This window comes from Streptomyces sp. NPDC028910 (genome assembly GCF_055564955.1).
Map to the genome: position 1 here is coordinate 169,866 of NZ_JBVHVF010000012.1, position 24,134 is coordinate 193,999.

The 24,134-nt window shown below is 70.9% G+C and carries 26 protein-coding genes; 18 read left to right on the forward strand and 8 right to left on the reverse strand.

The features are described from left to right. The first annotated feature begins 14 nt into the window (after positions 1-14). Positions 15-1,169, forward strand: a complete 1,155-nt coding sequence (locus tag ACZ4TV_RS17380) for a ferrochelatase (protein WP_468135471.1) — start codon at positions 15-17, stop codon at positions 1,167-1,169. A 12-nt stretch (positions 1,170-1,181) separates the two neighbouring features. Next, positions 1,182-1,985 (forward strand): inositol monophosphatase family protein, encoded by an 804-nt coding sequence (locus ACZ4TV_RS17385; protein ID WP_468135473.1) that lies wholly within the window; start codon positions 1,182-1,184, stop codon positions 1,983-1,985. Between the two features lie 113 nt (positions 1,986-2,098). Here ACZ4TV_RS17385 and ACZ4TV_RS17390 read toward each other — a convergent pair whose 3' ends face one another. After that, the gene (locus ACZ4TV_RS17390) at positions 2,099-2,278 is read right to left on the reverse strand and encodes a hypothetical protein (RefSeq protein ID WP_468135475.1); all 180 of its coding nucleotides are present in this window, start codon (positions 2,276-2,278) and stop codon (positions 2,099-2,101) included. Positions 2,279-2,531: 253 nt separating this feature from the next. Between ACZ4TV_RS17390 and ACZ4TV_RS17395 the strand changes: the two genes are divergently transcribed. From ACZ4TV_RS17395 to ACZ4TV_RS17410, 4 genes are all read left to right on the forward strand, one after another. Further along, positions 2,532-3,185, forward strand: coding sequence for a response regulator transcription factor (locus tag ACZ4TV_RS17395; protein ID WP_030008767.1), 654 nt, complete (start codon positions 2,532-2,534; stop codon positions 3,183-3,185). A 5-nt stretch (positions 3,186-3,190) separates the two neighbouring features. After that, on the forward strand, positions 3,191-4,435 hold the full coding sequence (locus ACZ4TV_RS17400) for a sensor histidine kinase (protein ID WP_468135477.1): 1,245 nt from the start codon (positions 3,191-3,193) through the stop codon (positions 4,433-4,435). Between the two features lie 382 nt (positions 4,436-4,817). Continuing rightward, a complete protein-coding gene (locus tag ACZ4TV_RS17405) occupies positions 4,818-5,114 on the forward strand; it encodes a DUF4193 domain-containing protein (protein ID WP_030036261.1) in 297 nt (98 codons plus the stop codon). A 12-nt stretch (positions 5,115-5,126) separates the two neighbouring features. Continuing rightward, complete coding sequence (locus ACZ4TV_RS17410; RefSeq protein ID WP_468135479.1) at positions 5,127-6,056, forward strand: hypothetical protein; 930 nt, start codon at positions 5,127-5,129, stop codon at positions 6,054-6,056. Between the two features lie 40 nt (positions 6,057-6,096). Here ACZ4TV_RS17410 and ACZ4TV_RS17415 read toward each other — a convergent pair whose 3' ends face one another. Beyond that, positions 6,097-6,567 carry a DUF3093 domain-containing protein gene (locus tag ACZ4TV_RS17415; protein WP_468135481.1) on the reverse strand — a complete coding sequence of 157 codons (471 nt, stop codon included), beginning with the start codon at positions 6,565-6,567 and terminating at the stop codon, positions 6,097-6,099. 58 nt (positions 6,568-6,625) lie between these two features. On the opposite strand from ACZ4TV_RS17415, the gene ACZ4TV_RS17420 reads away from it, so the two are divergent. The 7 genes from ACZ4TV_RS17420 to ACZ4TV_RS17450 all read left to right on the forward strand — a co-directional run bounded on the left by ACZ4TV_RS17420 (position 6,626) and on the right by ACZ4TV_RS17450 (position 13,304). Continuing rightward, positions 6,626-7,210 carry a PaaI family thioesterase gene (locus tag ACZ4TV_RS17420; RefSeq protein WP_468135483.1) on the forward strand — a complete coding sequence of 195 codons (585 nt, stop codon included), beginning with the start codon at positions 6,626-6,628 and terminating at the stop codon, positions 7,208-7,210. Further along, the gene (dut, locus tag ACZ4TV_RS17425) at positions 7,210-7,755 is read left to right on the forward strand and encodes a dUTP diphosphatase (protein WP_468135485.1); all 546 of its coding nucleotides are present in this window, start codon (positions 7,210-7,212) and stop codon (positions 7,753-7,755) included. The genes ACZ4TV_RS17420 and dut overlap by 1 nt, the downstream gene beginning before the upstream one ends. Before the next feature lies 1 nt (position 7,756). Next, positions 7,757-8,542, forward strand: a complete 786-nt coding sequence (locus ACZ4TV_RS17430) for a DUF3710 domain-containing protein (protein ID WP_468135487.1) — start codon at positions 7,757-7,759, stop codon at positions 8,540-8,542. 211 nt (positions 8,543-8,753) lie between these two features. Beyond that, positions 8,754-11,426 carry a DUF4118 domain-containing protein gene (locus ACZ4TV_RS17435; protein WP_468135489.1) on the forward strand — a complete coding sequence of 891 codons (2,673 nt, stop codon included), beginning with the start codon at positions 8,754-8,756 and terminating at the stop codon, positions 11,424-11,426. Then, complete coding sequence (locus ACZ4TV_RS17440) at positions 11,423-12,109, forward strand: response regulator (protein WP_468135491.1); 687 nt, start codon at positions 11,423-11,425, stop codon at positions 12,107-12,109. Before ACZ4TV_RS17435 ends, ACZ4TV_RS17440 begins: the two co-directional genes overlap by 4 nt. A gap of 25 nt (positions 12,110-12,134) precedes the next feature. Then, complete coding sequence (locus ACZ4TV_RS17445) at positions 12,135-12,554, forward strand: OB-fold nucleic acid binding domain-containing protein (RefSeq protein ID WP_468135493.1); 420 nt, start codon at positions 12,135-12,137, stop codon at positions 12,552-12,554. Between the two features lie 3 nt (positions 12,555-12,557). Next, a complete protein-coding gene (locus tag ACZ4TV_RS17450) occupies positions 12,558-13,304 on the forward strand; it encodes a DUF3159 domain-containing protein (protein WP_468135495.1) in 747 nt (248 codons plus the stop codon). Positions 13,305-13,559: 255 nt separating this feature from the next. Here the strand turns inward: ACZ4TV_RS17450 and ACZ4TV_RS17455 are convergent, their stop codons facing one another. Together ACZ4TV_RS17455 and ACZ4TV_RS17460 are read right to left on the reverse strand one after the other, a co-directional pair. Next, positions 13,560-14,222, reverse strand: coding sequence for a potassium channel family protein (locus ACZ4TV_RS17455; RefSeq protein ID WP_468135497.1), 663 nt, complete (start codon positions 14,220-14,222; stop codon positions 13,560-13,562). Then, entirely contained in the window at positions 14,219-14,887 is a 669-nt protein-coding gene (locus ACZ4TV_RS17460) for a potassium channel family protein (protein ID WP_468135499.1), read from the reverse strand. The genes ACZ4TV_RS17455 and ACZ4TV_RS17460 overlap by 4 nt, the downstream gene beginning before the upstream one ends. A gap of 218 nt (positions 14,888-15,105) precedes the next feature. Here ACZ4TV_RS17460 and ACZ4TV_RS17465 point away from each other — a divergent pair, with 218 nt between their 5' ends. Together ACZ4TV_RS17465 and ACZ4TV_RS17470 are read left to right on the forward strand one after the other, a co-directional pair. Next, positions 15,106-17,154 (forward strand): APC family permease, encoded by a 2,049-nt coding sequence (locus ACZ4TV_RS17465; RefSeq protein WP_468135501.1) that lies wholly within the window; start codon positions 15,106-15,108, stop codon positions 17,152-17,154. 138 nt (positions 17,155-17,292) lie between these two features. Further along, on the forward strand, positions 17,293-18,630 hold the full coding sequence (locus ACZ4TV_RS17470; protein ID WP_468135503.1) for a class I SAM-dependent RNA methyltransferase: 1,338 nt from the start codon (positions 17,293-17,295) through the stop codon (positions 18,628-18,630). Positions 18,631-19,052: 422 nt separating this feature from the next. Here the strand turns inward: ACZ4TV_RS17470 and ACZ4TV_RS17475 are convergent, their stop codons facing one another. Next, positions 19,053-19,256 carry a hypothetical protein gene (locus ACZ4TV_RS17475; protein WP_468135505.1) on the reverse strand — a complete coding sequence of 68 codons (204 nt, stop codon included), beginning with the start codon at positions 19,254-19,256 and terminating at the stop codon, positions 19,053-19,055. Positions 19,257-19,886: 630 nt separating this feature from the next. On the opposite strand from ACZ4TV_RS17475, the gene ACZ4TV_RS17480 reads away from it, so the two are divergent. Then, positions 19,887-20,438, forward strand: a complete 552-nt coding sequence (locus ACZ4TV_RS17480; protein ID WP_468135507.1) for a hypothetical protein — start codon at positions 19,887-19,889, stop codon at positions 20,436-20,438. A gap of 68 nt (positions 20,439-20,506) precedes the next feature. Here ACZ4TV_RS17480 and ACZ4TV_RS17485 read toward each other — a convergent pair whose 3' ends face one another. Beyond that, complete coding sequence (locus tag ACZ4TV_RS17485) at positions 20,507-21,076, reverse strand: TetR/AcrR family transcriptional regulator (protein ID WP_468135509.1); 570 nt, start codon at positions 21,074-21,076, stop codon at positions 20,507-20,509. A gap of 114 nt (positions 21,077-21,190) precedes the next feature. Here ACZ4TV_RS17485 and ACZ4TV_RS17490 point away from each other — a divergent pair, with 114 nt between their 5' ends. Together ACZ4TV_RS17490 and ACZ4TV_RS17495 are read left to right on the forward strand one after the other, a co-directional pair. After that, positions 21,191-21,340 (forward strand): hypothetical protein, encoded by a 150-nt coding sequence (locus ACZ4TV_RS17490; RefSeq protein WP_468135511.1) that lies wholly within the window; start codon positions 21,191-21,193, stop codon positions 21,338-21,340. Continuing rightward, positions 21,337-21,876, forward strand: coding sequence for a hypothetical protein (locus ACZ4TV_RS17495; RefSeq protein WP_468135513.1), 540 nt, complete (start codon positions 21,337-21,339; stop codon positions 21,874-21,876). Before ACZ4TV_RS17490 ends, ACZ4TV_RS17495 begins: the two co-directional genes overlap by 4 nt. Positions 21,877-21,940: 64 nt before the next feature. On the opposite strand, the gene ACZ4TV_RS17500 is transcribed toward ACZ4TV_RS17495, so the two are convergent. Together ACZ4TV_RS17500 and ACZ4TV_RS17505 are read right to left on the reverse strand one after the other, a co-directional pair. After that, entirely contained in the window at positions 21,941-23,383 is a 1,443-nt protein-coding gene (locus tag ACZ4TV_RS17500; protein WP_468135515.1) for an MFS transporter, read from the reverse strand. Between the two features lie 148 nt (positions 23,384-23,531). Beyond that, a complete protein-coding gene (locus ACZ4TV_RS17505; RefSeq protein WP_468135517.1) occupies positions 23,532-23,942 on the reverse strand; it encodes a four-helix bundle copper-binding protein in 411 nt (136 codons plus the stop codon). Positions 23,943-24,134 lie beyond the last annotated feature (192 nt).

The following is a 24,134-nucleotide window of genomic DNA, read 5'->3' on the forward strand; positions in this document are numbered from 1 at the left end:
GCAGGATTCGACGCATGTCAGACCAGCTCCTCCCGCCCGCCGGCGGGACCGCCGCCCCGTACGACGCCCTTCTGCTGCTCTCCTTCGGCGGCCCCGAGGGACCCGACGACGTCGTGCCGTTCCTGGAGAACGTCACGCGCGGGCGCGGGATCCCGCGCGAGCGGCTCAAGGAGGTCGGGCAGCACTACTTCGGCTTCGGCGGGGTCAGCCCGATCAACGCGCAGAACCGCGCGCTGCTCGACGCGCTGCGCAAGGACTTCGCGGAGCACGGGCTGGACCTGCCGGTCTACTGGGGCAACCGGAACTGGGCCCCGTACCTGACCGACGTCATGCGGGAGATGGTGGCCGACGGGCGCCGCCGGATCGCGGTTCTCGCCACCAGCGCGTACGCCTCGTACTCGGGCTGCCGGCAGTACCGCGAGAACCTCGCCGACGCGCTGGCCACCCTGGCCGAGGAAGGCGTGGAGCTGCCGCGGGTCGACAAGCTGCGGCACTACTTCAACCACCCCGGCTTCGTGGAGCCCATGATCGAGGGGGTGCTGGCCTCGCTCGCCGCGCTGCCCGACGAGGTCCGTGACGGCGCCCACCTCGCCTTCACCACGCACTCCATCCCGACCGCCGCCGCGGACACCTCCGGCCCCGTCGAGGACCACACCGAGGGCGGCGCGGGCGGGGCGTACGTCAAGCAGCACCTCGACGTCGCCGAGGTGATCGCGGACACCGTGGCCCAGCGGACCGGTGTCGCGCACCCCTGGAAGCTCGTCTACCAGTCCCGCAGCGGCGCCCCGCACATCCCGTGGCTGGAGCCGGACATCTGCGACCACCTGGAGGCCCTGCACGCGGCGGGCGCGCCCGCGGCCGTCATGGTGCCCATCGGCTTCGTCTCCGACCACATGGAGGTCCTGTACGACCTCGACACCGAGGCCACCGCCAAGGCGGCCGAACTGGGCCTGCCCGTCGCGCGCTCCGCGACCGTCGGCGCCGATCCGCTGTTCGCGCAGGCCGTACGGGAGCTGGTGCTGGAGCGGGCCGCCCGGGAGCGCGGGGAGACGGCCGAGGAATGCTGGGTGGGCCAGCTGGGCCAGAGCCATGACCTGTGCGCGGTGGGCTGCTGCCCGGCGCGCAGCCCCCGGCCGGCGGCCGCGGGCGCGGACAGTCCCTACGCGTAGGAAGCCGAGACCGTGATCTCTGAAGAGCTGAAGGCCGAACTGCTGGACGTGGGCCTGGAGGCCGCCCGGCAGGCCGGGGCGCTGCTGCGCGACGGACGGCCGGCCGATCTGGCGGTGTCGGCGACGAAGAGCAGCCCGATCGACGTGGTGACCGAGATGGACATCGCGGCGGAGAAGCTGATCACCGGCCTCCTCGCGGAGCGGCGGCCCGAGGACGGGCTGCTGGGGGAGGAGGGCTCGGACACCCCGGGGACGAGCGGGGTGCGCTGGGTCATCGACCCGCTGGACGGCACCGTGAACTACCTCTACGGGCTTCCGAGCTGGGGCGTGTCCATCGCGGCCGAGTACGGGGGCGAGACCGTGGTGGGCGTCGTCGCGGCGCCGATGCGCGGGGAGACCTGCCACGCGGTGCTCGGCGGCGGGGCGTGGCTGGGTACGGCCCGCCTGGCGTGCAGGCCGGCGGCGCCGCTGGACCAGGCGCTGCTCGGGACCGGCTTCGCGTACGTGCAGACCCGGCGGGCCCACCAGGCCGAGGTCGTGGCGCGGATCATCCCGCGGGTGCGGGACATCCGGCGGGGCGGTTCGGCGGCCCTGGACCTGTGTGACGTGGCCGCCGGGCGGTTGGACGGGTACTACGAGCGGGGCCTCAACCCCTGGGACCTGGCCGCCGGTGAGCTGATCGCCCGGGAAGCGGGCGCCGTGACGGGGGGCCGTCCCGGTGAGCCGGCCTCGGGGGAGCTGGTCCTGGCCGCCACCCCGGCCGTCTTCGCCTCGCTCCAGCCGCTGCTGGAGGAGTGCGGGGCCTGGCACGACTAGCCCCGCGGCCGGTTGCCGGACGCACGCGAACCCCGGCCGCCCTCTAGGGCCGCCGGGGTTCGCGTACGTGCTGGTCAGCAGGTCACGCCGGGTCAGGTCAGATCTCGGTCAGGTCAGCAGGCGGGCACGGTGGCCGAGACCGGGACACCGTGCTCGGCGGCAAGGCGCTGGAGGTCCTCCAGCTCCGCCAGTTCCACTTCCGCGAGGAAGTCGTCGCCCGTCTCGCGGGCCTGCCTGAGGTCCGACTGCGTGGTCCTGATGCGCTGCAGGAGACCCGCGGTGAATGCGTCCATGGTGGGTTCGCCCCCTCTTCGTGGGTCGGCGGCGGCACGTGGCAGTCCGCCGTCAGGGAGTGGATGGGGTGTTCTCTCGTCCTCCCCGGCACCCTGTGCCCAGAAACCTCGCAAGCTCAGGGAATCCTCAGTTCCGCCCCGCCCGCCCCTCCGCGAGCCGCCTTACAGCCGGTTTACGGCCGAAAAGGGCAGGATGGACGACGCTATACGCCATTACACGTATGCCCTTCTGGGCTCGGAGGAAGGAAACGACGTGCGCGTACTCGTCGTCGAGGACGAGCAGCTGCTCGCCGATGCGGTGGCCACCGGACTGCGCCGGGAGGCCATGGCCGTGGACGTCGTGTACGACGGCGCCGCCGCCCTGGAGCGGGTCGGCGTGAACGACTACGACGTGGTCGTCCTCGACCGGGACCTCCCGCTCGTGCACGGCGACGACGTGTGCCGGAAGATCGTCGAGCTCGGCATGCCCACCCGCGTGCTGATGCTGACCGCCTCCGGTGACGTCAGCGACCGGGTGGAGGGCCTGGAGCTCGGGGCCGACGACTACCTGCCCAAGCCCTTCGCCTTCACCGAGCTGACCGCCCGCGTGCGGGCGCTCGGGCGGCGCACCACCGTCGCGCTGCCGCCCGTACTGGAGCGGGCCGGGATCAAGCTGGACCCGAACCGGCGCGAGGTGTTCCGGGAGGGCAAGGAGGTACAGCTGGCGCCCAAGGAGTTCGCCGTGCTGGAGGTCCTCATGCGGAGCGAGGGGACCGTGGTCTCCGCCGAGCAGCTGCTGGAGAAGGCATGGGACGAGAACACCGACCCCTTCACCAACGTCGTACGGGTGACGGTCATGACGTTGCGGCGCAAGCTGGGGGAGCCGCCGGTCATCGTGACCGTGCCTGGCTCCGGCTACCGGATCTGACGCAGGTGGCACCCACTGCGACGCCCCCGCCGGCCCCGCCCAAACCGACCTGGGATCCCGGCCAGCCCGAGGGTCCCTTCCCTTGGCTGCGGCCGACCATCCGCATACGGCTCACGCTCCTGTACGGCGGGATGTTCCTGATCGCCGGCATCCTGCTGCTGTCGATCATCTACCTGCTGGCGGCGCAGGCTCTGCGGGAGGGCAACGCGCTCCCGTTCAAGATCGTCGGCGGCGACAACATCCAGGTCTACAGCCCCACCTGTTCCGCGGTGCGCCCCAACCAGTCGTCCGACGAGTTCAACGCCGCGATCGGCCAGTGCATCCTCGAACAGCGCAAGCATGCCCTGGACGATCTGCTCAGCCGGTCGCTCATGGCCCTGCTGGGCCTGAGCGTCATCGCCTTCGCCTTCGGCTACGCGATGGCCGGCCGGGTGCTCTCGCCGCTCGGCAAGATCACCCGGACCGCCCGCCGGGTGGTCGGTTCCGACCTGACCCGGCGGATCGAGCTGGACGGGCCGGACGACGAGCTCAAGGAGCTCGCCGACACCTTCGACGAGATGCTGGACCGGCTGGAGCGCGCCTTCACGGCCCAGCAGAGGTTCGTGGCGAACGCCTCCCACGAGCTGCGCACGCCGCTCGCGATCAACCGGACCCTGCTGGAGGTCCACCTCTCCGACCCCGGGGCTCCCGTCGAGCTCCAGCAGCTCGGGAAGACCCTGCTGGCCACGAACGAGCGCAGCGAGCAGCTGGTCGAGGGCCTGCTGCTGCTGGCCCGCAGTGAGAACCAGATCGTCGAGCGCAAGCCCGTGGACCTGGCGGAGGTCGCCTCGCGCGCCGTCGACCAGGTACGGGGCGAGGCCGAGACGAAGGGCGTGGAGATCCGCGGCGAGCGCGCGCCGGCCGTCGTACAGGGCAACGGGGTGCTGCTGGAGCGGATCGCGCTCAACCTCGTGCAGAACGCCGTCCGGTACAACGTGCCGGAGGACGGCTGGGTGGAGGTCACCACCGAGGCCCAGCACGGTCAGGCGGTGCTGCTGGTATCGAACACGGGTCCCGTTGTTCCCGCGTACGAGGTGGAGAACCTCTTCGAGCCCTTCAGACGGCTGCGTACGGAGCGCACGGGCAGCGACAAGGGTGTCGGGCTGGGTCTGTCGATCGCGCGCTCTGTGGCGCGCGCACACGGCGGCAGGATCCAGGCGATGCCCCGGGAGGGCGGTGGCCTCGTGATGCGTGTCACTCTTCCCTTGTGAGATCTGCACGCCGTGTTCGCTGTTGGCTGAATACTTGGACCACGAAAATAATCGCCCCTGTGTGATCGATCACAGTGGCGAGTGTCGGTCCATGTGCGTTCAGTGACTCCGGGGCGGCCGGAAAGCCCGGGAAGTCCGGGTTTCCGGTGCCTTGAATGGCGGGAAATACACGGGGTGGCGTTTGTGCAAGACGGCCCCCGGACCGTGTACGGTCCCGGTCGTCATCCCAGCCAATCGCCCCTTCAGGTGGGCGGCTGGGTGTCGATTGAGTAACAGACCTTGATGTGAGGCAAAATCTCCGCCTCAGGTCGGGCACAAGTCCGGCCTCTCGTGCGTTACGTGCGCTGAGACACCGCTAACACCCAGAGGGGGAGAGCGAACAATGGCAACGGACTACGACACCCCGCGCAAGACCGACGATGACGTCGACAACGACAGCATTGAAGAGCTGAAGGCCCGACGCAACGAGAAGTCGTCCTCGTCCGTCGACATGGACGAATTCGACTCGGCCGAGAGCCTGGAGCTTCCCGGCGCGGACCTCTCCAATGAGGAGCTGGCCGTTCGGGTCCTGCCCAAGCAGGCCGACGAGTTCACCTGCATGAGCTGCTTCCTGGTGCACCACCGCAGCCAGCTGGCACGTGAGAAGAACGGCCAGCCGATCTGTCGCGACTGCGACTGAGAGGCGTCGGCCGTGCCTGGCTCGACACCTTTTCGGAAGCGCCGCTTCCGAAAGGCGGGTGAACCGGCGGAGACGCAGGTGGCAACCACGGGCCCGGAAACGGGTCCGGCCCCCGGCGGCTCCGCCAGTGAGGCGATCGCCGTGCCCTCCGACACCGCCCCGGCGGTGCCGTCGGCCACGGAGACCGAGGAGGAGTCCCGGCGCTCTTCCGGGGCTCGCCGGCTGCGAGCCGTCAAGAACGGTGTGCGCAAGGGCGGCGAAAGTGTCAGGGACGCCGCCCTCTACGTCACCGACAGGATCATCGAGAACGCACCGCGCGTTCCGGTTCGGGACCTCGCGACCCTGCGCGCACAGTTCCCGGGCCTCGGCCCCGATCAGCTTGCCGACAAGCTGATCTCGGGCGCCGCCAACGCCACGTCCACCGTCGGCGCGGGCATCGGCGCGGCGGCCATGATGCCCGTACCGCCCGCCATGCCGCTGGAGCTCTCGGCGGAGGTCACCGGCGTCGCGGCGATCGAGCTGAAGCTCATCGCCGAGCTCCACGAGGTCTACGGCCTGCGGCCGCCCGGCAACCTCAAGGAACGCAGCCTCGCCTACCTGACCGCCTGGACCGAGGAGCGCGGGGTCGACCTGACCAAACCGACGACCCTGAACGCGGCGCTCGGCGGGCAGATGAAGCGCGAACTGCGCCAGCAGATCACGAAGCGGATGTTCCGCAACCTGCCGAACCTCATGCCGTTCATGGTGGGCGCGGCGGTCGGCGCGGTCATGTACCGCCGGGATACGCGGAAAGTCGCCGAGAAGGTGCGTGGTGACCTGCGGAGCCGCGCCGTGCCCTGGGACGCCCTGCCGCAGCTCCCGCCCCTGGAACAGCCCTCCCAGCCCCTTCGCGGGGCCGCCAGGGCCGCGATCGAGGGTGCCGGTCCCGAGCCGAAGGGCTGAGCGCCGCTGCCGGGGCTCCGCCCGCCCCGGCCCCCGCGCCTCACACGCCGGCGGTGCTGGTTCCGGCCGCCCTGATCGCCGCCGCCAAGGCGTGCGGCTCGCGGGTGGAGACGTAGACGTACGGGGTCGGGTCGGCGGGGTCGGTGATCTCGATGCGGACCGCGGTGGGAACGTAGCTGCGCATCAGCATGAAGGCCCGGGTGTCCGCCTTGTACGTGCGCCAGGCGCGCGACTCCTCGGCGTCCAGGATCTCGGGCTCGCCCAGGGCCGTCACCGGGATCCGCGCGTCCCCGGCCGCCAGCGCGCCGTTCACCACGCGCACGCGCGCGGACCCGTACGAGCTCACCAGCAGCCCGGCCAGCCCGGTGCCCCCGACCAGACCGGCCAGCAGCGGCATCGTGCCCAGCGGCAGCAGCATCAGCGCGCAGGCGAGGCCGATCAGGACGGCGATGCCCCACCAGGAGCGGGGGGCGGTCAGGCGTTCGTCGTGGTGCGCGGTGGAGAGCTGCATGCGGTCAAGCCTGCCACGAGGCGACCGGTGGGTAGCCGCGCGGGTAAGGTCTGCGGCTGTGAGTGGACGAAACACAGCGTTGACGCCCCCGGCCGATGCCACCGCACCGGTCCGGCACCCCGACGCGCCGGCACCCGGCGAGCTCCTCGGTGCGCACTACGAGCACTGCTTCGGCTGCGGCGGGGGCCAGCCGCACGGACTGCACCTGGAGGCCCGCGCGGGCGAGGGTGTGCGCATCACCGCCGAGTTCACCGTCAAGCCGGCGCACCAGGGCGCTCCCGGCCTCGCCCACGGCGGGGTGCTCGCCACCGCGCTCGACGAGGCGCTGGGTTCCCTGAACTGGCTGCTGCGCGTCATCGCCGTGACCGGACGGCTGGAGACCGACTTCGTGCGGCCCGTGCCCGTGGACACCGTGCTGTACCTGGAGGCAGAGGTCACCGCCGTCGCCGGGCGGAAGATCTACTGCACCGCCGTCGGCCGGATAGGCGGTCCGCAGGGCCCGGTCGCCGTGCGTGCCGACGCCCTCTTCATAGAGGTGAAGGTCGACCACTTCATCGACAACGGACGGCCCGAGGAGATCCGGGCGGCGATGGCCGACCCGGACCAGGTCAGGCGCGCACGCGCCTTCGAGGTGAACCCCTGATGTCCCTGAACCACCACGACCCCCGTCATGAGATCGACGTGCTGATCCGTCGTATCGACCCGGAGGTTCCGATTCCGGCGTACGGTCACCCCGGCGACGCCGGCTGCGACCTGGTGACCACCGAGGCCGCCGAGCTGGAGCCCGGCGAGCGCACCGTTCTGCCCACCGGGGTGTCCATCGCCCTGCCCGACGGGTACGCGGCCTTCGTGCACCCGCGTTCGGGCCTGGCCGCCCGCTGCGGGCTCGCACTCGTGAATGCCCCGGGGACGGTGGATGCCGGGTACCGTGGGGAGATCAAGGTGATCGTGGTCAATCTCGACCCTCGCGAGAGCGTCCGGTTCGAGCGTTTCGACCGCATTGCCCAGCTGGTTGTCCAGCGGGTCGAGAAGGTGCGCTTCCACGAGGTGGCGGAACTTCCCGGCTCGGCCCGGGCCGAGGGGGGTTTCGGCTCCACCGGCGGTCATGCGGCCGTGGCCGGATCCGGGGCTGGTCAGCAGGGTGGGAATGGCTACGCTTCGGTCGTAACCGACCGGGAAGGACAGTGACGTGTTCGGACGTCGCAAGAAGAACGACTCCGCCAAGGACGGCGGCGCGGCCGAGCAGGTCGTCGACGGCGTCGGCTCCGCTGAGCAGGACGACGCGGCCGGGCGGGACGACGCCGTCGCGCCGCGCCGGGTGAACCTGCCGCCGGCCCCGCGGCCCGACGGGCCCTGGGACATCACCGAGGTGCCCGGGAACCCGGCCGACGGCCGGGTCGACCTGGGCGGCATCCTCGTACCCGGTGTCGAGGGCATGGAACTGCGCGTCGAAGTCGCCGGTGACGCGATCGTGGCCGCGACCGTGGTCCTGGGCGACAGCGCCGTGCAGCTGCAGGCCTTCGCCGCGCCCAAGAAGGAAGGCATCTGGGGCGAGGTCCGCGAGGAGATCGCCACGGGCATCACCCGGCAGGGCGGCATCATCGACGAGGCCCAGGGTTCGCTGGGCTGGGAGCTGCGCGCACAGGTGCCCGTACCGCTCCCGGACGGGCAGAGCGGCTTCCAGCTGGTCCGCTTCGTCGGCGTCGACGGCCCGCGCTGGTTCCTGCGCGGCGTCATCTCCGGCCAGGCCGCGGTGCGCCCCGAGTCGGCGGGCGTGGTGGAGCAGATCTTCCGGGACACCGTCGTCGTCCGCGGCGACGGCCCGATGGCCCCCCGCGACCCGATCGTCCTGAAGCTGCCGAACGATGCCCAGATGGTGCCGGACGGCGTGCAGACGGAGGAGCAGGAAGGCTCCCGCTTCGGCGGCGGCATGGGCCAGCTGGAGCGCGGCCCGGAGATCACCGAGGTCCGCTGACCTCGGACGGCCGGGCCCCGCGCACAGGGGGCCACGTCATGTTTTCGGCCGGTGGGCCCTCCTCCTTCGGGGGAGGGCCCACCGGCTTTCGCGCGCCGCGCCGGGCAACCGCGTCAGGGAACCGTCAGAGCGCGTCAGGGAACCGTCAGAGATCGTCGCGCGGGCGCCGATCGGCGCGTGCACCCCGCGGACGTCCCGGAGAATGAGGCGCATGGGACGCGGCAAGCTCAGGATCTATCTCGGCGCGGCACCCGGTGTGGGCAAGACCTACGCGATGCTCTCCGAGGGCCATCGCCGGGTGGAACGGGGCGCGGACTGCGTCGTCGGCTTCGTCGAGCACCACGGGCGGCCGCGTACGGAAGTCGTGCTCCACGGCATGGAGCAGGTGCCGCGCAGGACCCTGGCGTACCGCGGAGCCGCCTTCACGGAGATGGACGTGGACGCGCTCCTCGCCCGCAGGCCCGCCATCGCGCTCGTGGACGAGCTCGCGCACACCAACGTGCCCGGCTCGCGCAACTCCAAGCGCTGGCAGGACGTGGAAGAGCTGCTGCGGGCCGGCATCGACGTCGTGTCCACCGTGAACATCCAGCACCTGGAGTCGCTCGGGGACGTGGTCGAGTCGATCACCGGCGTGCGGCAGCGGGAGACCGTGCCGGACGAGGTGGTCCGCAGGGCCGACCAGATCGAGCTGGTCGACATGTCCCCGCAGGCGCTGCGCCGGCGGATGGCGCACGGGAACATATACCGGCCCGAGAAGGTCGACGCGGCGCTGTCCAACTACTTCCGGCCCGGCAACCTCACCGCCCTGCGCGAGCTGGCGCTGCTGTGGGTGGCCGACCGGGCGGACGAGTACCTCCAGCAGTACCGCGGCGAGCACGACATCCGCTCGACCTGGCAGGCGCGGGAGCGGATCGTCGTCGGGCTCACCGGCGGGCCGGAGGGGCGCACGCTCATCCGGCGCGCCTCGCGGATGGCGGCCAAGGGCTCGGGCAGCGAGATCCTGGCCGTCTACATCGCCCGCAGCGACGGCCTGACCGCCGCCTCGCCGAAGGAGCTCGCGGTCCAGCGGGCGCTCGTCGAAGACCTGGGCGGAACGTTTCACCATGTGATCGGCGACAACATCCCCGACGCGCTGCTCGCCTTCGCGCGCGGGGTCAACGCCACCCAGATCGTGCTCGGCTCCAGCCGCCGCCGCTCGTGGCAGTACGTCTTCGGCCCCGGCGTCGGCGCGAGCGTGGCCCGCGACTCGGGGCCCGACCTCGACGTGCACATCGTCACGCACGAGGAGGTCGCCAAGGGGCGCGGCCTGCCCGTGGTCCGCTCGGCGGCCCGGCTCGGGCGGACCCGGATCCTCGCGGGCTGGGCGGTGGGGGTGCTCTGCCCGCCACTGCTGTGCCTGCTGCTCACGCACGTCGCCGCGGACCTCGGGCTCGCCAACGACATGCTGCTCTTCCTGGCGCTGACGGTGGCGGCGGCGCTGCTCGGCGGACTCTGGCCGGCCCTCGCCTCCGCCGCCGTCGGCTCGCTGCTGCTGAACTGGTTCTTCACCCCGCCGGTGCACACCTGGACGATCGCCGACCCCAAGAACATCGTCGCCATCGCCGTCTTCTTCGGGGTCGCGGTCTCCGTGGCCTCCGTGGTGGACCTGGCCGCCCGGCGCACCCACCAGGCGGCGCGGCTGCGCGCCGAGTCCGAGATCCTCTCCTTCCTGGCCGGCAGCGTGCTGCGCGGGGAGACCACGCTGGACGCGCTGCTGGAGCGGGTGCGCGAGACCTTCGCCATGGAGTCCGTGGCCCTGCTGGAGCGGGCGAGCGACGTGGAGCCCTGGAAGCGGGCCGGCAGCGTCGGCCCCGGCCCGGTGGACCGGCCCGAGGACGCCGATGTGGACATGCCCATCGGGGACCACATGGCGCTGGCGCTGTCGGGTCGGGTGCTGCCCGCCGAGGACCGCCGGGTGCTCGGTGCCTTCGCGGCCCAGGCGGCCGTGGTCCTGGACCGGCAGCGGCTGGTCGGGGAGGCCGAGGAGGCGCGGCGGCTGGCCGAGGGCAACCGGATCCGGACCGCGCTGCTGGCCGCCGTCAGCCATGACCTCCGTACGCCGCTGGCGTCCATCAAGGCGTCCGTGACCTCGCTGCGCTCCGACGACGTGGAGTGGTCCGAGGAGGACCGGGCCGACCTCCTCGAAGGCATCGAGGACGGCGCCGACCGCCTCGACCACCTGGTGGGCAACCTGCTGGACATGTCCCGGCTGCAGACCGGCACCGTCACCCCGCTGATCCGGGAGATCGACCTCGACGAGGTGGTCCCGATGGCGCTGGGCGGCGTACCGGAGGACAGCGTGGTGCTGGACGTGCCCGAGACGCTGCCGATGGTGGCGGTGGATCCGGGGCTGCTGGAGCGGACCGTGGCCAACGTGGTGGAGAACGCCGTCAAGTACAGCCCGGCGGGGGAGCCGGTGCTGGTGGCGGCGAGCTTCCTCGGCGACCGGGTCGAGGTGCGGGTCGTCGACCGCGGGCCGGGGGTGCCGGACGAGGCCAAGGGCCGGATCTTCGCGCCCTTCCAGCGGTACGGGGACGCCCCGCGCGGCGCCGGCGTGGGCCTCGGGCTCGCGGTCGCCCGCGGTTTCGCCGAGGCCATGGACGGCACCCTGGCGGCCGAGGACACCCCCGGCGGCGGGCTGACCATGGTGCTCACCCTGCGGGCGGTGCCCCGGGAGGCGGCAACGGCGCCCGTCACGATGGACGGCGAAGGGCGAGGTACCGGTAGCGGTTGCGGTACCGACGCCGACGCCGGAGCCGGAGCCGGAGCTGGAGCCGGAGTGGACATAGTGGAACGTGATCACGACCGTGATCGGATGACGCGACAGAAGGCAGGACCGCAATGACCCGGGTGCTCGTGGTGGAAGACGAGCCGCAGATCGTCCGAGCCCTTGTGATCAATCTGAAGGCACGCAAGTACGAGGTCGACGCGGCCGCCGACGGAGCGAGCGCGCTGGAGCTCGCGGCGGCCCGCCACCCCGACGTGGTCGTCCTCGACCTCGGTCTGCCCGACATGGACGGCGTAGAAGTGATCAAGGGGCTGCGCGGCTGGACCCGGGTGCCGATCCTGGTCCTCTCCGCCCGGCACAGCTCCGACGAGAAGGTCGAAGCCCTGGACGCGGGCGCCGACGACTACGTCACCAAGCCCTTCGGCATGGACGAGCTGCTGGCCCGGCTGCGCGCCGCCGTCCGCCGGGCCGAACCGCCGGCCGGCACCGCCGAGGACGCGGTGGTCGTGGAGACCGACGGCTTCACGGTGGACCTGGCGGCCAAGAAGGCCGTGCGCGAGGGACGCGACGTACGGCTGACGCCCACCGAGTGGCACCTGCTGGAAGTGCTGGTCCGCAACGGCGGCAAGCTGGTCAGCCAGAAGCAGCTGCTCCAGGAGGTCTGGGGGCCCTCGTACGGCACCGAGACGAACTATCTGCGGGTCTACATGGCGCAACTGCGACGCAAGCTCGAAGCGGACCCCTCGCATCCGCGGCACTTCATCACGGAACCGGGCATGGGATACCGCTTCGAGAGGTAGCGGGCGCGCCGGTACGCTTCCCTGTATGAGTGCTGAACCGCGTCCCGACAAGCCCGTGAAGCCGGCCAGGCCTGCGGGCCGGTTCCGCCGGATGATTGAGCGGCTGTCCACCTCCCAGGAGGAGCTGCATTCGGCGGAGCTGCAGGAGGACGCAGAAGCCGCGGGCTGCACGCGGATCTGCGACTGCCACGACCGCCAGATAGTCAAGGTGACGGGAACCCTGCGTACCGTCACCCTGCGGCCGCGGGCGGGCGTCCCCGCCCTGGAGGCGGAGCTGTTCGACGGCTCGGCCGCCTTGGACGTGGTCTGGCTCGGGCGTCGCTCGATCGTGGGAATCGAGCCGGGGCGGCGCATGATCGCTTCCGGGCGCATCTCCATGAGCCACGGCCGCCGGGTGCTCTTCAACCCGAAGTACGAACTCCGACCGCTCGGACAGGAGCACTGACCGGTGACGTCATTCGACAAACCGACCACCCCAGAACCCGCCGCAGCCCCCTCCGAGGACCAGAAGGCGGTGACGCAGGCGGCGCTGTTCGACGCCTTCGGGGGCATTCGGGGCACCGTGGAGACGATGCTCCCCGGGCTGCTCTTCGTCATGATCTACACGATCAACAGGGACGTGAAGCTGTCCGCCATCGCCGCGGGCGCCGTCGCGGTCCTGCTCGTGATCGTGCGGCTGCTGCGCAAGGACACGGTGAAGCACGCCTTCAGCGGGGTCTTCGGCGTGGGCGTGGGCGTGGCCTTCGCCCTGTTCACGGGCACCGCGAAGGGCTTCTACCTGCCGGGCATGATCTACGGGGTCGGCCTGGGCGTGGCCTTCACGGTCTCGGCGCTGGTGGGCTTCCCGCTGCTCGGCGTGATCCTGGGCCCGGTGTTCAAGGAGAACCTGTCCTGGCGCACCCGCAACCCCGGGCGCAAGAAGGCGTACGTCAAGGCCAGCCTGGCCTGGGGCCTGATCTTCCTCGCCAAGTACGCGATCCTCTTCCCGCTGTACTGGTGGGGTGACGCGACGCAGCTGGGCTGGGTGCTGATCACGCTGAAGCTCCCGCCGATGGTGCTCGCGGTGTACTTCACCTGGGTCTTCCTGGCGAAGGCGCCGCCGCCGATCGATGTGATCGCGGAGTGGGAGGCCAAGGAGGAGGCCGAGAAGGCCGAGAAGGCGGCGAAGGCCGCCACGAAGGAACCGGGCCTCTGACCGGCCCGCGGCTGCCGGGCGCCCTCCACGCCCCGCCGGCGATGGAGGCGCGCGGTCCGGGGCGGAGCCACGCAACGGCGCCGCGCCGCGACGCGTGAGGCGCGGGGTCCCGGGCGGGTCCGGCAGTGGCGCCGCGCCGGTGCCCCGGAACTGGCGCCGCGCCGGAGACGTGTGAGGGCGGGCAGCCCATCGGCTGCCCGCCCTCACACGGCCCCGGCCCCGGCCCCGGCCAGTCGGCCGAGCGTGCCCGCAGGGCTAGCGGCGGGCCTGGAGGAGGTCCTCCAGTTGTTGCTCGCGGGCCTGGGCGGCCACGAAGAGCAGTTCGTCACCCGGCTCCAGGGTCTCCTCCCCGTGCGGGGTGAGGACCCGGTTGCCCCGGATGATCGTGACCAGCGAGGTGTCCTCGGGCCAGGTGATCTCGCTGATCTGAGTACCCGCGACCGAGGAGTCGGGCGGCAGGGTCAGCTCGACGAGGTTGGCGTCGCCGTGGCTGAAGCGCAGCAGCCGCACCAGGTCGCCGACGCTGACGGCCTCCTCGACCAGGGCCGACATCAGGCGCGGCGTGGAGACCGCCACGTCCACGCCCCAGGACTCGTTGAAGAGCCACTCGTTCTTCGGGTTGTTGACGCGGGCCACCACGCGCGGCACCCCGTACTCGGTCTTGGCGAGCAGCGAGACGACGAGGTTGACCTTGTCGTCACCGGTCGCCGCGATGACCACGTTGCAGCGCTGGAGCGCCGCCTCGTCCAGCGAGGTGATCTCGCAGGCGTCGGCCAGCAGCCACTCCGCCTGCGGCACCCGCTCCACCGAGATGGCGGTCGGTGCCTTGTCGACGAGGAGCACCTCGTGGCCGTTCTCCAGCAGTTCGCCCGCGATGGAGCGGCCCACCGCGCCTGCCCCGGCGATCGCGACCCTCATGCGTGTGCCTCCTCAGGCCCCTCGGCGAAAGCCGCCTCGACCTTGTCGATCTCGTTCGTACGCATCATCACGTGGACGAGGTCGCCCTCCTGCAGGACCGTCGCCGACGTGGGCAGCATGGCCTCGCCCAGGCGGGTGAGGAAGGCGACGCGGACGCCGGTCTCCTCCTGGAGCTTGCTGACCTTGTGCCCGATCCAGGCGGCGGAGGTGTGCACCTCGGCGAGCTGCACACCACCGCTCGGGTCGCGCCACAGCGGCTCGGCGCCCGACGGCAGCAGCCGGCGCAGCATCTGGTCGGCGGTCCACCGCACGGTGGCGACGGTGGGGATGCCGAGGCGCTGGTAGACCTCGGCGCGCTTGGGGTCGTAGATGCGGGCGGCGACGTTCTCGACGCCGAACATCTCCCGGGCCACGCGGGCGGCGATGATGTTGGAATTGTCACCACTGCTGACGGCGGCGAAGGCGCCCGCGTCCTCGATTCCGGCCTCCCGCAGGGTGTCCTGGTCGAAGCCGACCCCGGTGACGCGACGGCCGCCGAATCCGGCTCCGAGCCGGCGGAATGCGGTGGGGTCCTGGTCGACGACGGCGACCGTATGCCCCTGCTGTTCCAGGGTTTGCGCGAGGGCGGAGCCCACTCTTCCGCAGCCCATAATGACGATGTGCACGGCCGTCCTTCCGGCTGTCAGCGACTCGCTGGTTCCCAGCCTCATTGCATGCTCTGGTTTAACAGGGTCTCAGACCACCCCCAAGCTACACACGGCCGGTCACTCATGGGGCGGCTTGCGACGCGGTCGTGGTGCGGTCGGGGAGGAATTGCGGCGGGATTGCGGTATGAGGGGGTGGGGGTTCGTCAGTCTCATTTCGAACGCTTACGATCCTGTGCGTGTCCAAACTGACCGACGTGCCCAAACGGATCCTGATCGGCCGGGCGCTACGCAGCGACCGCCTCGGAGAAACCCTCCTTCCCAAGCGGATCGCCCTCCCCGTCTTCGCGTCCGACCCGCTCTCCTCCGTGGCATATGCCCCTGGCGAGGTCCTGCTGGTCCTGTCGATCGCGGGCGTGTCGGCGTACCAGTTCAGCCCCTGGATCGCCCTCGCGGTCGTCGTGCTGATGTTCACCGTGGTCGCGTCCTACCGTCAGAACGTCCACGCCTACCCGAGCGGTGGCGGCGATTACGAGGTGGCCAATACCAACCTCGGACCCAAGGCCGGCCTGACCGTGGCGAGCGCCCTGCTCGTCGATTACGTCCTGACCGTCGCGGTGTCGATCTCCTCCGGCGTCGAGAACCTCGGCTCCGCCGTGGATTTCGTCATCGAGCACAAGGTGCTCTCGGCGATCGTCATGATCCTTCTGCTCACGCTGATGAACCTGCGCGGTGTGAAGGAGTCCGGCAAGCTCTTCGCCATCCCGACCTATGTGTTCGTCGCCGCCGTCTTCGTCATGATCGCCTGGGGTGCCTGGCGGGGCATCGTCCTCGACGACCCCATGACGGCGCCGACCGCCGACCTGGAGATCAAGGCCGAGCAGCAGGGCCTGGCCGGCTTCGCGATGGTCTTCCTGCTGCTGCGCGCCTTCTCCTCCGGCTGCGCCGCCCTGACGGGCGTCGAGGCGATCAGCAACGGCGTCCCCGCCTTCCGCAAGCCCAAGAGCAAGAACGCGGCGACCACCCTCGCGTACATGGGCGGCCTGGCGGTCACCATGTTCTGCGGGATCATCGGCCTGGCCATGGCCAGCGACGTGCGGATGGCCGAGAATCCCGCCCACGACCTGCTGCGGGACGGCGTCCCGGTCGGTGACGAGTACGTCCAGAACCCGGTGATCTCGCAGGTGGCCGAGGCCGTCTTCGGCAGCGGCAGCTTCCTCTTCATCCTGCTGGCCACGGCCACCGCGCTGGTGCTGTTCCTCGCCGCGAACACGGCGTACAACGGCTTCCCGCTGCTCGGCTCGATCCTCGCGCAGGACCGCTACCTGCCGCGCCAGCTGCACACGCGCGGCGACCGGCTCGCCTTCTCCAACGGCATCGTGCTGCTCGCGGGCGCCGCCATACTGCTCGTCTGGATCTACGACGCGGACTCGACCAAGCTGATCCAGCTCTACATCGTCGGCGTCTTCGTCTCCTTCACGCTGAGCCAGATCGGCATGGTCCGGCACTGGAACCGCCACCTGGCGTCGGCGCGCGAACCGGCCGCGCGCCGCCGGATGTACCGCTCCCGGGCGATCAACGCCTTCGGCGCCTTCTTCACCGGCATGGTGCTGGTCGTCGTCCTGGCGACCAAGTTCACGCACGGTGCCTGGGTCGCCCTGCTCGGCATGCTGATCTTCTACGGGACGATGAGCGCGATCCGGAAGCACTACGACCGGGTCTCCGAGGAGATCGCCGCGGCCGAGGGTCCGAGCGACGACAGCGTGCGCCCCTCCCGGGTCCACTCGATCGTCCTGGTCTCCAAGGTCCACAAGCCCACGCTGCGCGCGCTGGCCTTCGCCAAGCTGACCCGCTCGGACACCCTGGAGGCGCTCAGCATCAGCGTCGACCCGGCCGAGACCAAGGCGCTGCGCGTGGAGTGGGACCGGCGCGGGATCAACGTCCCGCTCAAGATCCTCGACTCGCCGTACCGGGAGATCACCCGCCCGGTGGTGGAGTACGTGAAGGGCCTGCGCAGCGAGAACCCGCGCGACGCGGTCAGCGTCTACATCCCGGAGTACGTCGTCGGCCGCTGGTACGAGCACCTGCTGCACAACCAGAGCGCGCTGCGTCTCAAGGGCCGGCTGCTCTTCACGCCCGGTGTGATGGTCACTTCGGTGCCCTACCAGCTGGAGTCCTCGGAGCTCGCCAAGAGGCGGGCGAAGAAGCGCCAGGAATGGAACGCCCCGGGCGCGGTGCGCCGGGGCCCGGTGGACACCCCGCGTCCGAGGGACCCGGCGGCGAAGTAGCGGCGGCGGAGCGGCGGAGGAGCAGCGGAGGCGAAGTCGCGGCGGGGCCGGTTGGTGAACGGCCGGACGAGATCCACGTAAACTGGTGGGTCGGTCGTCCGGCCGTTCCCCTTTTCAGTTTTTTGGAGTCTCCCCACCATGACGAGCGTCGAGCAGAACGAGAAGCGGTCACTGGTCGGGGAGGAGTACGAGGTCGAGGTCGGTCCCGTCGCACACGGCGGGCACTGCATCGCCCGCACCGCGGACGGCCGGGTCCTGTTCGTCCGCCACACCCTGCCCGGCGAGAAGGTCATCGCGAAGGTCACCGAGGGCGACGAGGACTCCCGTTACCTGCGCGCCGACGCGATCACCGTGCTGGAGGCCTCCAAGGACCGGATCGAGGCCCCCTGTCCGTACGCCGGCCCCGGCAAGTGCGGCGGCTGCGACTGGCAGCACGCCAAGCCCGGCGCCCAGCGCCGGCTCAAGGGCGAGGTCGTCGCCGAGCAGCTGAAGCGGCTCGCCGGACTCACCCCGGAGGAAGCCGGCTGGGACGGCACCGTGATGCCCGCCGAGGGCGACAAGCTGCCGGCCGGACAGGTGCCGCAGTGGCGCACCCGCGTGCAGTTCGCGATCGACGAGGACGGCACCGTCGGCCTGCGCAAGCACCGCTCGCACGAGATCGAGCCGATCGACCACTGCATGATCGCGGCGCCGGGCGTCAGCGAGCTGGGCATCGAGAAGCAGGACTGGCCGCAGATGGCCACCGTCGAGGCCATCGCGGCCTCCGGTTCCGGAGACCGGCAAGTCGTCCTCACCCCGCGCCCGGGCGGCCGCCTGCCGCTGGTCGAGCTCGACAAGCCGGTCTCGGTCCTCCGGGTCGAGGAGAAGGACGGCGGCGTCCACCGGGTCCACGGCCGCCCCTTCGTACGGGAGCGCGCGGACGGCCGTACGTACCGCGTGGGCATGGGCGGCTTCTGGCAGGTCCACCCGCAGGCCGCGGACACCCTGATCAAGGCGGTCATGCAGGGCCTGATGCCGCGCAAGGGCGAGATGGCCCTCGACCTCTACTGCGGCGTCGGCATCTTCGCGGGCGCGCTGGCGGAGCGGCTCGGCGAAACGGGCGCGGTGCTCGGCATCGAGTCGACGAAGCGCGCGGTGGAGGACGCCCGGCACAACCTGGCGGACATGCCGCGCGTCCGCATCGAGCAGGGCAAGGTCGAGCAGATCCTGCCGAAGACCGGGATCACCGAGTGTGACCTGGTCGTCCTGGACCCGCCCCGCGCGGGCGCCGGCAAGCAGACGGTCCGCCACATCGCGGGCCTGTCCGCGCGCCGCATCGCCTACGTGGCGTGCGACCCGGCGGCGCTGGCCCGCGACCTGGGCTACTTCAAGGAAAACGGCTACAAGGTCCGCACGCTGCGCGTCTTCGACCTCTTCCCGATGACGCACCACGTGGAATGCGTCGCGATCCTTGAACCGATCGCGAAGGGCCTCTGACCTGAGGTTTAGGGCGGTGTGCGTGATGTGCGCTGTGGGCGTTAAGGGCGATATCTTGACGCTGGTTTGACGCTCGTGACGCACGTTTGACGCACGCCCGGCTCATTTCCTGATGTGCCGTCAGCATGGAAAAGCCGCCGCCCGCACAGGGGGACAACCCCGGTGCGGGAGGCGGCTTTCTTCGTTGTGGGCGGCGGCGCGGCTCCCTGTCCGCCCTCCGTCTACCTCGTCCCTGGCTTCGTCGGAGACGAGCGCCGACATCGGAGCGTGTTGGCCGGTGTGCCTGGCCCCTGAGATGGGTGGGCCCTCTCCCCGAGGTACGGGCTATGCTCCCCGGCATGGTTGCGACCCGGCCGGTCCTCAGGGTGCCGCGGTCCCGCTCTCGTTCGGCGGGTCCGCTGCGCTTCTGCGTGCTGGCCGCGCTACTTCTTGCAGTGATGTACACGCATGGTGTCAGCGGAGAGAGCGCCGCAGGCCATGCGCACCCCGGGGCTTTCAGCCTGGCCGCCCTGCACACGGAAGAATCCGCTGCGGGTGGCGAGCACAGCCATGACGGGCCGGGCTCGCACCTTGATGAGCTGCCCGGCAACCGTGAAGATGCCCCGGCGCCGGATCATGCGGCTCACCAGTGTGTGTCCGGTCAGCCGGAGCAGGGTGCCCTGCTGGCCGCCCCGTGCGAGTCTCCGCTTGAGGCGATTCGACCTCCGCACTCGTACGGTGAGACCGCCGTCCAACCCGCTGTCGTTCCCTGGGCGTCGCCCCCCTTCCCGGATTTCACGGTTCTCCGGGTATAGCGTTTCGCGCCTTCGACAACGGTCGACGAGTCTCAGGCACCTACCTCACCGCGCGTTCACCTGAACGTTCGCGGCAATCCGGCCATGCCTCGTGGCACCGCGCGCTGCTGCTCGCGTGCAAGAGCCGGCGCGCAGTACGGGCCGGCCTGGCTCCGCTGTGCCGGGAACCTGCCCTCAGGTCATGAGCCAGCCCGTCTGTTGCCTCTTGCCTCGCTGACGTGTCCAAGGTCGACCGGCCCACCCCTGCCCCACCGAACCTTCACCGTGAAAGGCCAGCTCGTGTCATCCTCATCCGGTCTCGCCACAAGCCCGTCCTCTTCCCCGTCGCAGCCCTCCAGCCGCCGCCGTTCGGCTCGGAGGCGAGAGCGGCAAGGCACCCCTCTGGCGGGGTGGCGCTACCTCGGCTACGTCGGCTACTACGTGGGGGCGGGGCTCATCAGTGGCGCGGTGGTGCACCACCCCATGGATCCGACCCGCTACACGATGATCGCCGCCGTCGGCGTGCTGGTCTTCCTGGTCGCCACCGTCCTCAACGAGTTCATCCTGGCGTCCGAGAGGCCCGCCCTGTCCCGCATGGCCAGGGTGCTTGGCGCCTCGACGATGCTCTCATTCGGCCTCGGCATGCTCAGTGGCGGCATGCAGCATTTCGCAGACCTTCCTTCCCGCTGTGCCGTCCTGATACCGCTGGGCATCGTCCTGTCCTTCGTCGCCTACTTCCTGAAGGAGGACAAGACACCTTGGCGCCGGATCTTCGGCCTGATGGGCCTGGCAGTCCTCGTGGTCGCGGCCCTTACCTTCGCCGGCCTGCGCCACATTGCCCCGACCGTGGCCGAACAGGGAGGCGGGCACAGCCACAGCGGTGCGGTGACCGAGAAGGACAGCGATGGAGGGCATGACGCCGACCACGGCAGCGGCACACCCGGATCGAGCCCCCAGCCAGCCGAGCCCTCCGCGCCCGCGAACGACACCCGGCCGAGCAAGCAGCCCGCTCACGACGACGGCCACCAGCATTGAGCTGCGCCCGGCCAGTGAACCCGCCCGGCGCGGCGAGGTGGAGGCCGCCGGGCCCGGTCTCGGAGGCGTCAGGGAACCGGCCGTAGGCCGGCGAGGGTGACCTCGACGAGCCGCTGGACGGCAGCCTTGGATGTCAGCGAGGCGGCGGCGGTCAGGGCGTGGAGGCAGTACTGCGCGAGTTCGGCGGGCGGGATGTCGTCGCGCACGTCGCCTTCCCGGGCGCCCTCGGCGACGAGGTCTTCGATGATGCCGGCCAGATGTCGTTCGGCGTGGGTGACGTGTTCGCCTTGGTGCAGGAGGGTGGCGAGTTCTCCGCCGTGGCGCTGGCGGGCGATGACCGCGTACGCGGTGAGGACGGCGTGCAGGCGTTGTTGTGCGGTGCCGGGGCGGTCGCGGACTTCCGCCAGCTGGTGGAGGTGGGCGGTGATCTGTCGTTCGTGCCAGGCGAGGAGGACGGCTTCGACGTCGGGGAAGTACTTGTAGAGCGTGGCGCGGCCGATGCCGGCGTGCTCGGCGATCTGGGACATGGTCACCGACCGCAGGCCGCCGGTCTTCACCAGCTGTGCGGTGGTGTCCAGGATGGCCTCGCGTACCGCGTGGCGGTGCGCGTCGATCGTCTCGTTCCACAGCTTGGGCACCCACCCAGGATACGGATGTCCTCGACTGGATACACTCCGTCGGGAGAGAGACACTGTGTCTCGTAAAAACGTTTGCGGTGGTTCGCCTGCCGTACGGAACTCGTGGAGGACGCCATGGCCGGTTCACCGAATCGTTCCCATGACCCCGATGAGGGCGGGGCGCCGCGCTGGGTGAAGGTGTCCGCGGTGGTCGCGGTCGTCCTGATCGCGGTATTCGTCATCGTGCACCTGGCCGGGGGCGGCATGGTCGGGCACACGCCATGACGCCGTTCGGCCCGCAGCTGCGCAAGCTGACACTGACCGCGCATGTCACCGCCTCCGTCGGCTGGCTCGGCGCAGTCGCCGCCTTCCTGGCGCTGGCCGTTGCCGGCCTGACCAGCAGCTCGCCCGAGACGGTCCGCGGGGCGTATCTGGCGATGGAGCTGGTGGGCTGGTTCGTCATCGTGCCGTTCAGCGTCGCCTCGCTGGTGACCGGGGTGGTGCAGTCCCTGGGCTCGGTGTGGGGGCTGGTGCGCCACTACTGGGTGATCGCGAAACTGCTGATCACCGTGCTCGCCACCCTCCTTCTCCTGGTGCACATGCAGCCGGTTGGTCACGTCGCCGACGCTGCCGCCCAGGCTGCGCTCGCCGGTGGCGAGCTGGAGGGCATGCGCGTCCAGCTGATCGCGGACGCGGCCGCCGCCTTGGTGGTGCTGCTCACGGCGGCGGCGTTGTCGGTGTTCAAGCCACGTGGGGTGACCCGTTACGGGCGCCGTCGGCAGCGTGAGCAGAGCTCGCTGCCTCGACAGACCGCGTACTGACCCGCACGCGAGGAGGGGCCACCGGATTGCCGTCCGGTGGCCCCTCCTGGGTTTCCTGCGCACGTCACTTGGTGACGCGCGCGGCCTCCGCGGCCGGTTCCTGCGCCGCAGCGACGGCTTGGCCGCCCCGCTTGCCCTTCATGAGTGCGGCGGTGAGCAGGCCGCCGGCGGCGGCGATGGCGGCGGCCCACAGGAAGGCGGCACTGAATCCGTCGGTCAGGGCGGGCAGGTCGCCCAGTTGACCTGCACCGTGGGAGGCGGCGACGGCGGTCAGCGCGGCGAGGCCGAGGGCGGAGCCGACCTGGTAGGTGGTGTTGACGATGCCGGAGGCGAGTCCGGCCTGCTCCTGCCGTACGCCGGCCATGGCGGACATCAGCGCCGGAATGTACGCCAAGGACATGCCGGTCGCGGCGACCAGCGAGGCGGGCAGGACGTCGACGGCGAAGGTGCCGGTGGGCTCGACCGCGGACAGCCAGAGCAGACCGGCGGCGAGTACCAGGAGTCCGCTGGCGATCAGAGGCTTGGGCCCGAACCGGCCCAGCAGGCGGGCGGTGATGGTGGTCATGAACACCATCAGCAGGGCCGTCATCGGCAGCAGGGCCGCGCCGCTGGCGAAGGCGCCGTAGCCGAGGACCTGCTGGAGGTAGAGGTTGAGGAAGTACCACATCGGGATCCACGCCGCCCCGAGCAGCGCCATTGCCAGGTTGGAGATGCCCAGGCCCGGGGTGCGCCAGATCGAGAGCGGCATCAGCGGCGCCTTCACCGACTTCTGGACGACCAGGAAGACGGCCAGCAGGACTGCGGCGCCGCCGAGTTCGAGCAGGGTCTGCGTACTGGTCCATCCGGCCTCGGGGGCGCGGACGATGGCGAAGACGGCGAGCGCGAGGCCGGCCGTGACGGCGGCCGCGCCCAGGACGTCCACGGCACCCCTGCGCTTGCCGACCGCCGGAAGGAGCCCGGTCGCGGCGAGGGTGGCGATGCCGATCGGGACGTAGATGATGAAGATCCACGGCCAGCTCGCCCACTGGGTGAACACCCCGCCCAGGAACACCCCGGCCGTACCGCCCGCCGGAGCGGCCGCACCGTAGAGGGCGAGAGCCTTGCCGAGCTCCTTCGGGTCGTGGCCGAAGAGCATCATCAGCAGCGTCATCGACGCCGGGGCGATCAGCGCGCCGCCCGCGCCCTGCACCGCCCTGCCGAGGATCTCCACCCAGGCCGTGCTTGCCGCGGCGGCGACGACCGAGCCGGCCGTCAGCACCACCCAGCCGGCCGCGAAGACCCGCCGCGCACCGAGGAGGTCCGACAGGCGCCCGCCCAGGAGGAGCAGTCCGCCGAAGGCGATGACGTAGGCGTTGAACACCCACTGCAGGTCTCCCTGGGAGAAGCCCAGGTCCCGCTGCATCTGCGGGAGGGCCACGCCGATGATCGACGTGTCCATGATCACCATGAACTGTGCTGCGGCCAGCACGCCCAGCGCCCACCAGCGCCGGGGATTGACGGTTGACATCCCTCTGCCCTCCACGAAAGCCCGTGTACCCCCAGGGGGTATCTTCGATCGAGCAGAACGTTATACCCCCCAGGGGTATTCAGGAAGGGCGTCGAGGGATTTGACGGCGGCGTGGGTAGGGCGAGTCGGTGGGATGGTTCGCTGGACGTCAGCCAAGAGCGGCGAGGAGGTCGTTGCACGCCTGTTCGCAGGAGCGGCAGGCTTCGGCGCAGATGCGGCAGTGCTCGTGCATGTCGGCGTGGGAGCCGCATTCGTCGGCGCACGCCTTGCAGGCGACGGCGCACGCCTTGAGCATTGCGGCGGTGATGTTGGCGTCGTAGCCGGTGTGGCGGGACAGGACGGCCGCGGTTGCGGTGCAGATGTCGGCGCAGTCCATGTCGGTGCGGATGCACTTGGTCAGGTCACCCACCATGCCCTCGGACAGGCAGGCGTCCGCGCAGGCGGTACACGCCTGGGCGCAGGCGATGCATTCCTCGATGCACTTGGTGAGCTTGGCCTGGTCGATGTCGCCGAGGTCGGCCGGGTAGGTGGCGAGCATGTCCTTGACGGTGCTGGACATCACGGGTGGCCTCCGTTCACCGCGGGGCCGGCGGACCAGGGCGGCCCGCCCACAGTGAGCCCCCGGTTCACCTTCCAGCTAACCCCTCCCGGCACGACAGCGGGGGGGGGGGGGAAGGGGGGGGGGGGGGGGGGGGGGGGGGGGGGGGGGGGGGTTGGGGGGGGGGGGGGGGGGGGAGTGGGGACCCACATA

Coding starts and splice junctions, on each gene's coding strand:
- ACZ4TV_RS17380 (WP_468135471.1), top strand. CDS start 15: ATGTCAGACCAGCTCCTCCCGCCCGCCGGCGGGACCGCCGCCCCGTAC.
- ACZ4TV_RS17390 (WP_468135475.1), bottom strand. CDS start 2,278: ATGGACGCATTCACCGCGGGTCTCCTGCAGCGCATCAGGACCACGCAG.
- ACZ4TV_RS17405 (WP_030036261.1), top strand. CDS start 4,818: ATGGCAACGGACTACGACACCCCGCGCAAGACCGACGATGACGTCGAC.
- ACZ4TV_RS17415 (WP_468135481.1), bottom strand. CDS start 6,567: ATGCAGCTCTCCACCGCGCACCACGACGAACGCCTGACCGCCCCCCGC.
- dut (WP_468135485.1), top strand. CDS start 7,210: ATGTCCCTGAACCACCACGACCCCCGTCATGAGATCGACGTGCTGATC.
- ACZ4TV_RS17435 (WP_468135489.1), top strand. CDS start 8,754: ATGGGACGCGGCAAGCTCAGGATCTATCTCGGCGCGGCACCCGGTGTG.
- ACZ4TV_RS17440 (WP_468135491.1), top strand. CDS start 11,423: ATGACCCGGGTGCTCGTGGTGGAAGACGAGCCGCAGATCGTCCGAGCC.
- ACZ4TV_RS17445 (WP_468135493.1), top strand. CDS start 12,135: ATGAGTGCTGAACCGCGTCCCGACAAGCCCGTGAAGCCGGCCAGGCCT.
- ACZ4TV_RS17455 (WP_468135497.1), bottom strand. CDS start 14,222: ATGAGGGTCGCGATCGCCGGGGCAGGCGCGGTGGGCCGCTCCATCGCG.
- ACZ4TV_RS17470 (WP_468135503.1), top strand. CDS start 17,293: ATGACGAGCGTCGAGCAGAACGAGAAGCGGTCACTGGTCGGGGAGGAG.
- ACZ4TV_RS17480 (WP_468135507.1), top strand. CDS start 19,887: ATGGATCCGACCCGCTACACGATGATCGCCGCCGTCGGCGTGCTGGTC.
- ACZ4TV_RS17490 (WP_468135511.1), top strand. CDS start 21,191: ATGGCCGGTTCACCGAATCGTTCCCATGACCCCGATGAGGGCGGGGCG.
- ACZ4TV_RS17495 (WP_468135513.1), top strand. CDS start 21,337: ATGACGCCGTTCGGCCCGCAGCTGCGCAAGCTGACACTGACCGCGCAT.
- ACZ4TV_RS17500 (WP_468135515.1), bottom strand. CDS start 23,383: ATGTCAACCGTCAATCCCCGGCGCTGGTGGGCGCTGGGCGTGCTGGCC.
- ACZ4TV_RS17505 (WP_468135517.1), bottom strand. CDS start 23,942: ATGTCCAGCACCGTCAAGGACATGCTCGCCACCTACCCGGCCGACCTC.